We start from the raw sequence: 13,611 nt of genomic DNA on the forward strand, positions 1-13,611 counted from the left end.
CTTGACCTCTGTTGCGCGCGTCGCAGGATTATTGTCAGGCCGGGACGGAGAAACGGCTCTCAACCGAACATAGAAACGGGTTTTTCGGTCTTTTTGCTGGAGAGACCTTGCACGCGATTAAAGAACGTAAGGCATCTGCCAGCGTGATGATACCGAGACACTGCCCCTGCCGGGCAACCCAGATCTCTGTCGCCCCCTCTTCTGCATCGCTAAGCGGCGCGCATGCTATGCCATTTTCTGTAAGGTAGTCGCGCGTTCCAAGCCTGTAGAGGAGATCACCGGATCGCGCCTCGATCCCTTTGCCGGGCAAGGCGCGAAAGCCCTCGAATTGCGCCCCGAGCGAGACCTCTTCTTCGTGGGCCTTGCCCACAATCGCCTTGGCCAGAGGATGCTCGGAATTCATTTCCAGACTTGCAGCCAGCGCCAGCAAGGCACGCCGATCAAGCTCTGCATGAGGCGTGACACTCACGACACGAGGCTGGCCCAGCGTGATCGTGCCCGTCTTGTCGAGTGCAAGGACAGTAAGGCGGTGCAGTCGTTCGAGTGCCTCGGCATTGCGAAAGAGAATACCGGCAGAGGCCGCTTTGCCGGTACCCACCATTAGCGCTGTCGGGGTCGCAAGGCCAAGAGAGCACGGGCAGGCTATGACCAGGACCGATATGGCCGATACCAGAGCCCAGCTCGCATCGCCTTTGATGGCCCAGCCGACCAGAAAAGTTGCAACTGCAATCAGGACTATGCAAGGCACGAAAATGGCCGAAACCTGATCGGCCAGACGTTGTATCGGGGCTTTGGAGCCCTGGGCGCGCGAAACAAGGGCCACGATGCGTGCGAGCGCCGTATCGCTCCCAAGGGAAACGGCGCGCGCACGCAGCGCTCCGGTCGTGTTCAATGTTCCTGCGAAAATCCTGTCACCCGCCTTGCGCAGGACAGGGCTTGCCTCGCCCGTGAGCATAGACTCGTTGATCTCGCTCTCGCCCTCCTCCACCACACCGTCAACCGGGATCGCATCGCCGGGACGTACCAGGAACAGGTCATCGACGCGCAGGGCTGATACTGGGCGGGAGACGACTGCTTCGCCCTCGATCCGGTTAGCGATTTCCGGTTTGAGGTTGAGAAGGGCTTCCAGACCGGACGCAGCACGATGACGCGCCCTTTCCTCCATCAACCGCCCCAATGAGACAAGAAGAATGACGAAGGCACTAGCCTCGAAATAGACTGGCAGGTCGAGCCCGAACAGCGTCACAGCAAGGCTGAACCCGTAAGCTATGCTGGTTCCGAGGCAGACCAGCACGTTCATATTGGCGCCCCCCGTGCGCAGGGCATGCCATGCGCTTCGATAGAAAACGCGCGCCGAGTAGAATTGCACAACCGTCGCACAAAGCGCCTGCATCCAGAGCGGTACGACATGGTGGAAACCAAACGCCATGCCGATCATCTCCACGATAAAGGGCAGGCAGAGCAGAGCGGTCAGGACAAGATCGATATAGACCCTGTGGCTCGCGTCGTCTTGCGCGCCAACGCGTCCCTGCTGGGGGGCGCTTGCTCCGAACCCAGCTCTGGCTACGGCTGCGATGAGACCCTGCTCATCGATCAGCCCATTCACATATCGGATATGCGCCCGTTCACTTGCCAGGTTGACTGTGGCACTCACCCCAGGAAGTCGATTGAGCAGCTTCTCGAGCCGGGCAGAGCAGGCGGCGCAAGTCATACCCGAAATGGCCAGAACGATCTCGGACCGGGCGATGCCAAACCCCGTCTTTTCAACCAGATTTTCCAGGGTTGGGAAGTCCGGGGCCCCCTCTTCCCGCGTGACCACGGCGCGGGAGGAAGCGAAATTGACACTGGCCGTGACGCCCGCTTGCCGGTTGAACTGCTTCTCCAGCCGCGCCGCGCAAGCGGCGCAACTCATGCCAGTGATTTCAAGATCGAGGGTAGAAACAGACATCGGTCCGGCTTTTCCTTCGTGTACCCTCGGGGGGGGGGACAGGCGCATCCTGTCTTGGGTCAGGTCCTGATCCGGAATGCGGATTGCCGTCGCCGCCGCCCGGTTCTGAGTGCTGGCTGCGGTTTGGCTCATTGCGCCTAGCGGCGTACCACGTCGAAACCGGTTTCCTCGATCACGGTCTCGACGGCCGCGCGTGGAAGGGACGTATCGCCCGTCGATACGGTAACGTCACCGGTCTCGTGGCTTGCCTTGACCGCAGTGACACCGGGGATCGTGCTCAGGGATTTTTCGAGACGGCTCGAGCAGCCCCCACAGGACATTCCGTCTACCTTGAACTGCATCGTTGTGCTCATCGTGGTTCTCCTCATCGGTACCAATGGTCAACTAGGTAGGCATCATACGGGTTGCAATCAACTCGCAGCCTTGCATAGAGTATGGGTATTGTCCCCTGGTCGAGGAACCATGCCCCGGCATCGCCGCTCCCTCCTGATCGTCACGGTCGTGACATGCATCATCGCTTTGCGTGGGTTGCTCCCTGCGACGGCGAATGCCCTGCCGCACGCCCATGATGGGTGCGGCATGACATTGTCTGTTGAAGCATCCCATCAGGGCTGCATCGACCATCCGGCGATGCCTGCGCACAAGCAGGCGCATGGTCACGACTGCGGCTCCTGCCTGCCCTCTCCCGGCTGCCTGTCGGGCCTGACCCTGCCTCAGGAAATTCGCCATGGCAGAAGTACCGCTGCTGTGGGGGCAGCTTATGCCCTGCCACGCACGGCATTCCTTTCCGGACAACTCTCCCCCCCTGATCTGCGTCCGCCCAAGGCGTTTCTGAACCTCTGATACGTTGCCCCGCTCATGGCCTGCTATGGCTGCGACGCGCGGGCTCCTATTGCACGTGATGTTCAGGACAAAATTCATGACAATGCTTTCCCGCCATGGGGCAGGCCTGTCGCGTCGTATTTTCGTCAGCGGTCTCGCAGGGTTGGGCGCCTCGCCCGTTCTCTCTGCTCGAGCCGATGTCGTGCCACGCCCAGATCCGGCCGCCATCCCCCGCGTCGCAACATCGCGTCCGCGCCTCGACATCGACACAAGCAAGTGGACCATCGGCAATCGCACCGGCCGGGCCTTTACGGTCAATGGCAGTGCCCCTGCCCCCACGCTGCGTTGGCGCGAAGGTGACGACATGGAAATCGAGGTGGTCAATCATCTCGATGAGCCGACCTCGATCCACTGGCATGGTATACGCCTGCCTGCTGCGATGGATGGCGTGCCCGGTATCAGCTTTGCTGGAATCCCCGCACGCTCCACATTTACCTATCGCTTCCCTTTGCGCCAGGCAGGTACCTATTGGTATCACAGCCACTCAGGAATGCAGGAAGCACAGGGGCTTTTCGGTGCTCTCGTGATCGATCCCGCCACTCCGGACCCGAGGCGCGCCGACCGAGACTATGTGATGGTACTTTCGGACTGGAGTGATGTCGCCCCCCATGACATCGTGAGCAATCTGAAACAACAGGATGATTATTACAACTTCCGCCAGCGCACGCTGGTGTCGCTCTTCCATGACGCGCGCAAGCAGGGGCTGAACGAGGCCATAACCAACCGCCTCATGTGGTCACGCATGCGCATGTCCGCCACGGATATCTCGGATGTCAGCGGCGTGATCTACTCCTATCTCATCAATGGTCAGGCACCGGATGCCAACTGGACGGGTCTTTTTACACCCGGCGAGCGTATCCGCCTCCGGGTCATCAATGCCTCGGCCATGACCCTGTTCGACTTCCGCATTCCAGGGCTCAGTTTTTCTGTCGTCGCGGCGGATGGGCAGGACGTTGAGCCGGTCGAAATCGAGGAGTTCCGCATCGGCCCCGCCGAAACCTATGACGTGATCGTAGAGCCGCATGACGCACGCGCCTGGACCATCTTCGTGCAATCCGAAGACCGCACCGGCTATGCTCGCGGTACGCTGGCACCGCGCGAAGGCATGACGGGGCCAATCCCCCCGATGGACCCTCGGCCCGTCAGAACCATGGTGGATATGGGCATGGGGCGAATGGCGCCGGAAAAGTCGGGCATGAGCGGCATCAGCGGCATGAGCGGCATGAGCGGCATGAGCGGCATGAGCGGCATGAGCGGCATGAGCGGCATGAGCGGCATGGACCAGTCCGAGCGGGCGCCGTCAAGCTCCGGAACCAGCCCTGCCCCTCAGGAAGCGATCGTCAGGGACGATCCCGGTTCCCCACCGCGCAATGTCGAGAACCAGAACGTGGCGATGCATCCCGTCGACCGCCTGAACGAGCCGGGGGACGGACTGGAAGATAACGGACGGCGTGTTCTGAGCTATGCCATGCTGCGCGCGTTGCACCCGGCACCGGACCCGAGACCGCCCAGCCGTGAGATCGTGCTGCATCTGACAGGAAACATGCAGCGCTATATCTGGGGTTTCGACGCGAAAAAATTCTCCGAAGCCCCCCCGATCATGCTGCGACTCAACGAGCGCGTCAGGATCACGCTCATCAACGATACCATGATGGAACATCCCATCCATCTGCACGGGTTCTGGAGTGAGCTTGAAAACGGGCACGGAGCGCACCGTCCCAACAAGCACACGATCATATCCCAGCCCGGATCGACCCTGAGTTATCTGGTCACTGCCGATACGCCCGGCATGTGGGCGCTGCACTGCCATCTGATCTACCATATGCATCTAGGCATGTTCCGCACCGTGGTGGTGTCATGAGAGTAACTCCCTCGCTCGCTGCGGCTGCGACACTCTCCTTGGCCGTGACCATGACGGTGGCCGTTTCGGCTGGCGCCGCACCTGCATCGGGAACGCCTGCAGCGCCCGCCAGCATGCCGAGCTATATCGATGGGGTCATGCCCGTTATGGATCAGCGAATATGGGTCCATGGTCTGCTCAACCAGTTCGAAGGGCGCCTGGCAGGGGCGGATTCCAGTTTTCGCTGGGACGGCGAAGCCTGGGTAGGAGGCGACTACAACCGCCTTTGGCTGCGCTCCGAAGGGACAGTGACCAAGGGGCGGATGGATGACGGCGATCAGGAGTTGCTCTACAGCCGCTCCGTCTCGACGTATTTCGACATCCAGGGGGGTATCCGGATCGATCTCGATAGTGGCCCGACACGAAGTTGGGGTGCCTTCGGAATTCAGGGTCTGGCCCTTTACCAGTTCGAGGTTCAGGCAACAGGGTATGTTAGTGATCAAGGACGCTTCGCAGGCAGGTTCGAGGGCTCCTACGACATCCCCATCACCAACAGGCTCATCCTTCAGCCTCAGGTCGAGCTGAACCTTTACTCCAAATCCGATGAAGCCCGTGGGAACGGTGCCGGCCTCTCCGATATCGATACCGGGCTCAGGCTGCGCTATGAGATCTGGCGCAAATTCGCTCCGTATGTTGCCCTGACCTATGATGGTTATTTCTACCAGGCGCGACGTTTCGCGCAGCAGCATGATGAGGCCGCCGGGAGGGCAAGGCTGACCTTCGGGATCAGAAGCTGGTTCTAGCCACAGCAGCATCGGATACGGCGAAGTGAGTCGAACCCGATCGAGGCACTTCAGTGTTGCAGGAGCGAAGAGTCCCCCCCGGGTCCGGCGCCCCTGCAACATTCCCTTCGGTAGCGCTGATCTTTTGATCTTTCTTTAACGTCGCTGTGCGACTCATGATCTGTGGCGGCAAAACAACACTCGCGAAACCTATATCGTGAGTTTTGATGCGAACGCGTCAAGATGCTTGTCATGATATGAAATATTGATAGGGAGTGCCTGCGGCTGTGAAAGCCGCCTCCTGTCACAGCGAAAAGTTCGTGCGATCATGCCTGTATCAAAGACCGGGACGCTCTTATCCCTTTGGGCCGCTGGCACCATTCTGGGGAGCTGCTTCTTCGTCTCGCAGGCTACCGCACAAAGCCAGAGCCAGAAGGCCAGCCCGAGCGATGAGACAGCGGCCACCCTCGACCCGATGCTGAAGGAGACGGCTACGCAGAACCACGCGGGCAAGGGCGCGGATAATCCCCCCAATCTCTATGGCAGCCCCTATGATCGTACCCAGCCCTCGCTCGGCACGGTGCGCCATCCCGTCGTCCCGGTGCCCGGTGATGAAGCCCTGTTTCCGGCAAGCTTTTCCGACTGGCTGAAGCAACCCACCATGACCGGAGACTGGGGCGGCCTGCGCACACGCCTGCAGAACATGGGTATCACGCCGCAGGGACATTACCTTCAGGATAGTGCGGGCAACCCGACAGGCGGACGCGCGCAAACCGTGCGCTATGCGCATGAAGTAGCGATTGGTGCCGACGTCAATTTTGCCCAGCTGACCGGCCATAATTACGGCATGTTCCATGTGCTTCTGACCGAGCGTGCGGGTCTGGGTATTGGCCAGCAGCTTCCGGCGCTGAACAGTCCGCAGGAAATCTTCGGGTCTGGCGAAACGATCCGTTTCACCCGCCTCTCATGGGAGATGCAGTGGAACCGCTACGCCGATACCGAAATCGGCTGGATCAATACCGAAAACGATTTCGGCCAGTCGACCATGCATTGGGGCATGAATCTCTACTGCCAGTTCGAATCAAACGCGATCTGCGGTATGCCCCAGGCGCTAGCGAGTAACTCGGGCTACGGATACTATCCGACGGCGCATCCAGGAGCTTTCCTGAAGCTCTTCCCGTTCGGAGACGAACGCATGCTGGTCTCGGCCGGTATCTATAACGTCGACCCTACCATTTCGAACACGGGATATGCCTGGAAGATGTGGCTGCACGGCTCGACCGGGGCCTATCTGCCCTTCCAGCTGGGCTGGCACTTCGGCGGCACTGACAGCAAGGGCCGCCTGCCGACCAATGTGAAGATCGGCGGCTACTGGGATACGTCCGAGGTCAAGAACGTCTATGCACAGCTCGCTGGGTTCGAGCTTCCGACCAGCGTGCTTGGCAATCTGCCTATCGACAAGGTGCGCGGGCGTTACGGCGGATGGTTCATGGCCGACCAGATGCTGCAGCGCGACAAAAGCGACCCGACGCGTTCTACGGTGGCGTTCATGTCCTTCACCTGGGGTGACCCGCGTACCGCGATCGCGCCGTACTTCATCACCTGGGGCGTGGTGCGCAAGGGGACTTTCTGGAACCGCCCGAACGACACGATCAGCATCGGCGGCAAGTTCAACTTCGTCAATCCGAAGCTCGGCGCCTATGTGGGCGCCCTCCAGGCCGTGCAGACCCAGGATACCGGACTGCTCAAGCCGAGCGGAGAGCATTCAGGTGAAATCAACTACGGTTGGCGCCCTGCCCCATGGCTCACCATCCGCCCAGGTCTGCAATATATTTGGCACCCTGGTGGGACCAACCGTTACAAGAATGCGCTGCTGATCGACCTGGAAACCGGCGTGAGCTTCTGACGGGCTACCCCTCTCTAGGGAGTTCCTTCATTGCGAGGACGCCCCTCTCCGGAGGGGCGTTTTGCGTTTGGGACGAGCGGGCAGTCGGATCCCAGGCAGCTTGTTCCCTCAATGACACTGTTTCCTTGGAAGACACAGTCCGTCGACTGCCAGACTGTTTTCCGCTGCCGGGCGCTGACGTCGTTTCATAAAACTATCATCTTATATTTGTATCTTCCTATTGCTGGCGCCGATAGAACGAGCCGTCATCTCGATCTATAGAGGTCAAACAATGCGTCTTACCCGAATTTTCGGTGCCCTTTCTCTCTCCCTGGCCCTGACCTGCGGTGTCTCTCATGCCGCGACCATCACCGGTGCCGGGTCGAGCTTCGCTGCGCCGATCTATGGCGCCTGGGGCGAGACTGCACAAAAGGCCATCGGCACATCCATCAACTATCAAAGTGTCGGTTCGGGCGCGGGCCAGAACCAGGCGATCGCCCGCACGGTCGATTTCGGCGCCTCCGACAAGCCGATGGAAGCCGCCAAGCTGGACAGCAACAAGCTCTACCAGTTTCCCACGGTCATGGGCGGTATCGTGGTGATCGTGAACGTGCCTGGAATAGCCCCCGGCATGTTGAAGCTCGATGGCCCGACCATCGCAGGTCTGTATGACGGCACGATTTCAGCGTGGAATGACCCGCGCATCGCGGCGCTGAACCCCGGCCTGAAGCTCCCTGACTCAGATGTCGCGCCGATCCATCGCGCTGATGCCTCGGGCACCAGCTTTGTCTTCACCTCCTACCTCTCGAAGGTCTCGGCTGGCTGGAAGCAGAAATTTGGTGCGGGCACCTCCATCGCCTGGGCTGGTGGTGCAGGCGCGCGTGGCAATGACGGTGTGGCAGCGGGAGTCAAGGAATCAGAGGGCGGTATCGGTTATGTCGAATATGCCTATGCCAGCCGCAATCACCTGAACATGGCTCAGCTGCGTGACCATGATGGTGCATTCATCAAACCGGACGCCGCCTCGTTTGCAGCTTCCGCCTCCCATGCCGACTGGGCACATGCGGATCGCTTTGCAGTCGATCTGCTCGACATCGCCGGTGCCAATGCATGGCCGATCATGAGCGCCACCTTCGTCCTGGTGCCTACCGATCCGAAGGATGCAGCCCAGGGCAAGGCGGTGAAGGATTTCTTCAGCTACGCGCTGAAGAACGGCAACCCGGACGCTGTCAAGCTGGACTACGTACCTCTGCCGCAATCGGTCAAGAACGCTGTTCTGAGCGGCTGGACCAAGAACTGATCGCGACTGGAAGCTCTGGCTCACTGCCAAAGGGTTCAAGGGGAGTGCGCAACAGCGCCTCCCCTTTTGATTTTTCCGCCCACTGACGAGCACAGCATATCCGGCGCGCGCTCGCATGACTTGGAGAGGATCGCCGGAAGCCCCGCACCAATGAAATGACGCCCCGACGCGTCGGTCTTCGATGACTCGAAACTGAGCATGCCTATGGGTTCCGCCCGCACGTCTCCCCCCGGGCGGGCTTCCTTGTATGGCCCATCCTTCGCCTCTCGCTTTGATCGGCGTCTATGGCCCACGGCGCTTGGTCGATACATGGAAGCGTGTCATAGGCGCGAGCGCCACAGCGTCTCTGCGGGTTTTGCTGCAGCGCGGGATCGGCCTGTCGCAGTCCGCACGACGCGCCCACACGTCCAATCGTTCCCTGCACGGCGAGACACGACCGTCGCATTCCACCCTCACAGCGTCACATTTCCTGTTCGAAAACAACCACGCTTGCGTTACTTGAAATAGCGCCGAAAGGCTGAATATTGATCTAGATCAAAGTATCGATACCGTGATAATGATGGATTAATTCAAATATTGAAATTCGTTTCGTACGGGCGCACTTTCCTTGTGTCGCTTGGACCACCCGCACATCAAGGGCCCTGAAGAGCCAGATGAAGCGGGCTCCGGCGACACCGACATGAAGGGGAGATCGCACAATGAGATGGTGGGGTCCATTACACCAGCACTACGCCATGACAGACCTTGAATCGCTGGCGATCAGTCTGGGAATCACGATCATTCTGGTTAGCGCCGTGACTCTGAGCGTCAGAGCCATTCAACGCAAACGCCTGCATTGGCAACTTACCCACAGAAAGCACTCCTGAGTTCGGGCGCTTGTAAAGCCCGGACGGTGTTTCCCCGGGCGGAAGCGGCGTGCTCTCCGCTCCGGCAGGGTAGCGGAACGCGCGCTATCTGATCAGGGGGCGAAGCCCCCTGACGAAGGCGGCCAGACCGAGCAGAAGCAGCAACAGCGCCATCCACGGCAAGCTCCCGATCGAGACGTGTGTCAGAAGCGCGCCGCCGAGCAATCCCCCAGTTGAGACGGCGAGATTCCAGGCTGTGGTCGCCATGGCCTGTGCGACATCGATGAGCCGTCCGCTCACCTGTGCCATCGCACTCTGAGTGAGAGCGGCGAAGCCGCCGGTCGTCAAACCCCAGCAGATTATGGCGGGCAACACCAGGGAGATGTGAGCAAGACCCAGAGCCAGCAACATGGCGGCTACCGCGAACAGCGCAATGCTCAGCGATGTCAGGCGCGACAGGTGATGATCAATCAGAATACCCGTGACGAACAGCCCCACAACAGAACCTGCTCCGAATAACAGCAGCAAGGCATCGACGCGATGTGAAAGACCGGAGGGTCCCAGCAGCGGCTCGACATACACGTAAAGCAGGCTATGCGCTGCGACGAAGCTGAAGATCAGCGCAAGATTGGCCGCAACTCCCGGAAGCCTGAGCGTGGGGAGGATGGCAAAACGCTCTTCCTGGGCGGTTCCCGGTGCCTCGGGAAGCATGATGACCGCCCAGACTGTCAGGACAGCGCTTAGTGCTGCGAGTGCCCCAAATGCCCCGCGCCAGCCTATGGCCTGACCCACAAAGGCGCTAAGCGGCGCCCCGAGAACCATGGCCAGCGTCACGCCCGAACCCGCGAGGGCAATCGCACGTCCGCGCTGTGCGGGTGGGGCCAGGCGGGTGGCGTAGCCCGCAAACATGGCCCAAACCAGACCGCCGAAACAACCGGCGAGGAAGCGGATCACAAGTGACAGGGTGAAATTACTGACAAGCGCGTTGGCGGCATTGACCAGCGTGAAGCCGATGAGCCCGAAGAGCAGAAGCTTTTTGCGACCCATGCGGTGAGTAAAGGCAGCCGAAGGCAGCGCGGCTGCGAGCGCACCGAAAGCAAAGGCCGTGATGAACTGCCCTCCCACCGCCTGCGATACGCCGAGACCCGCCGAGATGGATGAGAGCAGTCCCGCTGGCATGATTTCGGTTAGAAGTGTCACGAAGGCCGCCATCGCCAGTATCAGCATCGCATGGACCGGCATGGGCGTTACTTTGTCCGGAGGACGACGGTCCGACACGGAATTTGTCTCTTCGCTGATTTTGGCTGGGGCGACAGTTTCGCCGGACATTTTTATATCAAGCATGGGCGGGGCGTAGCCCATCGAGGCCTCCACGCCAAGACAAACGCGCTGGCGGTGACCCGGGCTGATGGCTCGGTCCTGCCCCCCCTCCTCCGGCCCCGGGACCGGAGGAGGCGTGTCCTTTCCGAGAGGCAGGATCAGAACACGGCGGTCAGGCTCAGATTGAAAGAACGTCCCAGCCCTGCAAGGGGGGCGAGGATATTGGTCTGGCGATAGTCACCGAGGGATAGTCCGCCGAGGGGAAGGTAGTATTTCTGGTTCAGTACGTTCTCGATGCTCGCATCCAGGGTGTATTTACGCCAGCGATAGCTCCCACCCAGTCCAAGAAGCGCGTAGCCGGGTGTACGGGGCTCGTTGCGTATCCAGTCCACCGAGGATTTGCGTTTCACCAGCGTGACATCGACCCTCCCGGCCCAGTTCTGCCAGGTCTCGCGCAGACCTATCGTACCGTTGGTGGGCATCTGATGATAAAGCCCCGTATGCGTCTCCATGTCCTGGCCGCGCACCCAGCTGAACGTGCTCACGATCTTACCCTGGCCGAAACGATCGCTGTTCCACAGGCGCGCCTGCGCATTGCCGTTAATTCCATAGCTCTGGGCATTGTGATTGACGAATTGCAGTTTCGAGAGGCCGTTGCTGAATCGGGCAAGCGGGATGACGTTTATGTAACCCTCCGTGTAGGTGTAGAAGGGCTGCAGACGGATTCGCCACCCCTCCCCTTTCGGATCATGCCATGTGATCGTCACACTCGCCGTGTTAGCAATTTCGGGCCTCAGATCAAGATTGCCGACATAGCCATTGCCATCGCCAAACCAGCCGATCATCCGCGTGGCCATGGTGCCCATGCCCCAGGCATAACGTTCGTAGAGATTGGGCGAGCGTGTCTTGCGCGCGTAGCCTCCCTCGATCATGAGGCTGTCCAGAGCATGATAGCGCCCGGTCGCGGTGACATCGAAATTCGTGTCTGTGCGCCCGCGTGATGCGGCGTTGAATCGTCTCGCCGCCATGATATCGGCCATCTGCATCATGCCTGTCCAGGAGTACGGTGCGACCTTGCCGGTGTTCATCATGATGAGATCATTGCGCAGGCCAAGCTGCGTGGAGAAGCGGCTCGTCCATTGTGCGTTCCACTCAATGTAGTGACCCAGTCTGTCCCGATGCCCGTTATTGATGTTGTGGAACGTGTTGGGGCCCATCATCATGCTTCCGACCAAGGGAGGCCACCAGTCATTGAGCCCGTTATGGTCGTAGCCGCTCCCGATCTTGACGGAATGCTGTGTCGATAAAGGGATAGTCAGATCAATTGCATAGCCGGCGGTCCGGGCATCCGTGTTCATGGGCATCCCGGTGGTCGCGCTATGGCCGCCCTTGTCATTCATTATGTTCATGACGTGATCCACGCGCTGCCAGAAGCCCCGGATGTCGAGAGTCGCCCACGCGAATTCGCCCCGGTACTTGCCGTTGACAAAGGTGGATCGGTTATTGGTCATGTCCATATACTGATTCGGAAAACCCTCATACGGGATGTCCTGCTGACCAAAGGTCAGTGCCAGAAGGTGATTGTCCTTCTTCAGTCCGGCCGTTACAGCGTGATTGAACGAGAGATAGCTCGTGGAGCGCACCTGACGTCCATCACCACCCGTATGGTAATTGCTGGCATGGCTGTACGAGCCGGTATAGCGCAGGCTGAATGTGTCATTGGCGACCGTCACAGTGCCCGAGGCGCCCGACCCGCCGCCATTGCTGCGGTAATCGCCGCGCACATGTCCTGTGATCAGGACCTTGCCCGATTGAGCGAAGAGCGGGTCGCGACGCTCGATTTTGACTGTTCCCCCCGTGCTGTCTCCACCGATACTGACTGGGGTCACGCCTGCAATCGCCTCCGCCGAGGCCACGCTATCCGGGTCGATATAGGACATGGCGGGATTCATGTGATTGGGACAGGCCGATGCGATGCGCATACCATCAACGATCGTCGCCACACGGTCATCCGCCATCCCGTTGAGTACGGGTAGCGCAGAGACGCCGCCAGCTGAATAGAGGCTGTAACCGAGCGATCCTTTGAGAAGTGTGGCCGTATCGGCCGAATGGATGGCGGTGCGCCTTATGCCCTGGACCTGGAGATATTCCACAGGCTTGTCATCATCGGGGGCCGAAGGGCTTTTCGAAAGACTCTCAGCATGAACGTCGAAGGCGCAGAGCAAAGCGATAACGGAGGTGCAACCGAGCACGCGCAGCGCGCGCGTTCTGGCTCTGCCGGACAGAGGCAGGATCATGGGTCAATTCCCGAACTGGATCGTAAGCGAGATCCGTGTGCGCCTGCGACCAACCCAAGGTAGGTCACGACGCCGCACGGAAGCGTCAAATCAGGTTCAGGGCAGAGGTGGCGCGTGGGAGGGGGGCAGACACCATCTGAGATGAGGCGGAGCCCTGGAGAGCGGCAGCCTGAATCGGCGCTCGAGCGTGACGCTTGTGGCGAAAGCCAGAAACACAGAACTGCCGAGGATGAAGAGGCTCAATTGGAGCAAAGGACAGAGGGCGCAGGCGGCATCATGATGATGACCCTTTTGCGCCCCGCCCGTTTTGCCAGGCATGACCATGTCGGGCATGCTTTCGCAGTCCGGCATACTCATCGCGGGAGCGATGTCCACACCAATCAGACGCTCGATCTCAGCCCGGGGCGTCTCCTCAGGCGCGGCGAGAGTCTGAAGTGTCAGAGAGAGCGCGAAAGCAACGAGAACAAGACAGGCCACAGCAAGACGCAAGATGGGCCATCTCGCCCCTCTTC

The 13,611-nt window shown here is 60.1% G+C and carries 11 protein-coding genes; 6 read left to right on the forward strand and 5 right to left on the reverse strand.

Translation table 11 applies throughout. The features are described 5' to 3' along the window. Window positions 1-34 precede the first annotated feature (34 nt). Both WFJ47_RS14940 and WFJ47_RS14945 read right to left on the reverse strand, forming a co-directional pair. Entirely contained in the window at window positions 35-1,948 is a 1,914-nt protein-coding gene (locus WFJ47_RS14940; RefSeq protein WP_336764017.1) for a heavy metal translocating P-type ATPase, read from the reverse strand. A 137-nt stretch (window positions 1,949-2,085) separates the two neighbouring features. Continuing rightward, window positions 2,086-2,301 carry a heavy-metal-associated domain-containing protein gene (locus tag WFJ47_RS14945; RefSeq protein ID WP_336764018.1) on the reverse strand — a complete coding sequence of 72 codons (216 nt, stop codon included), beginning with the start codon at window positions 2,299-2,301 and terminating at the stop codon, window positions 2,086-2,088. Between the two features lie 109 nt (window positions 2,302-2,410). Here WFJ47_RS14945 and WFJ47_RS14950 point away from each other — a divergent pair, with 109 nt between their 5' ends. The 6 genes from WFJ47_RS14950 (at window position 2,411) to WFJ47_RS14975 (ending at window position 9,139) form a co-directional block, all read left to right on the forward strand. Further along, a complete protein-coding gene (locus WFJ47_RS14950; protein WP_336764019.1) occupies window positions 2,411-2,791 on the forward strand; it encodes a hypothetical protein in 381 nt (126 codons plus the stop codon). 76 nt (window positions 2,792-2,867) lie between these two features. Beyond that, window positions 2,868-4,691, forward strand: a complete 1,824-nt coding sequence (locus WFJ47_RS14955; protein ID WP_336764020.1) for a copper resistance system multicopper oxidase — start codon at window positions 2,868-2,870, stop codon at window positions 4,689-4,691. Continuing rightward, on the forward strand, window positions 4,688-5,473 hold the full coding sequence (locus WFJ47_RS14960; RefSeq protein ID WP_408868669.1) for a copper resistance protein B: 786 nt from the start codon (window positions 4,688-4,690) through the stop codon (window positions 5,471-5,473). Before WFJ47_RS14955 ends, WFJ47_RS14960 begins: the two co-directional genes overlap by 4 nt. A gap of 307 nt (window positions 5,474-5,780) precedes the next feature. Further along, the gene (locus WFJ47_RS14965) at window positions 5,781-7,358 is read left to right on the forward strand and encodes a carbohydrate porin (protein ID WP_336764022.1); all 1,578 of its coding nucleotides are present in this window, start codon (window positions 5,781-5,783) and stop codon (window positions 7,356-7,358) included. Window positions 7,359-7,629: 271 nt separating this feature from the next. Then, window positions 7,630-8,637 (forward strand): phosphate ABC transporter substrate-binding protein PstS, encoded by a 1,008-nt coding sequence (gene pstS / locus WFJ47_RS14970; protein WP_336764024.1) that lies wholly within the window; start codon window positions 7,630-7,632, stop codon window positions 8,635-8,637. Between the two features lie 247 nt (window positions 8,638-8,884). Beyond that, a complete protein-coding gene (locus tag WFJ47_RS14975) occupies window positions 8,885-9,139 on the forward strand; it encodes a hypothetical protein (protein WP_336764026.1) in 255 nt (84 codons plus the stop codon). Window positions 9,140-9,587: 448 nt separating this feature from the next. Here the strand turns inward: WFJ47_RS14975 and WFJ47_RS14980 are convergent, their stop codons facing one another. The 3 genes from WFJ47_RS14980 to WFJ47_RS14990 form a co-directional block, all read right to left on the reverse strand. Beyond that, the gene (locus WFJ47_RS14980; RefSeq protein WP_336764028.1) at window positions 9,588-10,760 is read right to left on the reverse strand and encodes an MFS transporter; all 1,173 of its coding nucleotides are present in this window, start codon (window positions 10,758-10,760) and stop codon (window positions 9,588-9,590) included. Window positions 10,761-10,960: 200 nt separating this feature from the next. After that, window positions 10,961-13,099 (reverse strand): TonB-dependent receptor domain-containing protein, encoded by a 2,139-nt coding sequence (locus tag WFJ47_RS14985; RefSeq protein WP_336764029.1) that lies wholly within the window; start codon window positions 13,097-13,099, stop codon window positions 10,961-10,963. Window positions 13,100-13,195: 96 nt separating this feature from the next. Further along, complete coding sequence (locus tag WFJ47_RS14990; protein ID WP_336764030.1) at window positions 13,196-13,588, reverse strand: DUF2946 family protein; 393 nt, start codon at window positions 13,586-13,588, stop codon at window positions 13,196-13,198. Window positions 13,589-13,611 lie beyond the last annotated feature (23 nt).

The organism is Asaia sp. VD9, from assembly GCF_037150015.1.
Classification (GTDB): domain Bacteria; phylum Pseudomonadota; class Alphaproteobacteria; order Acetobacterales; family Acetobacteraceae; genus Asaia.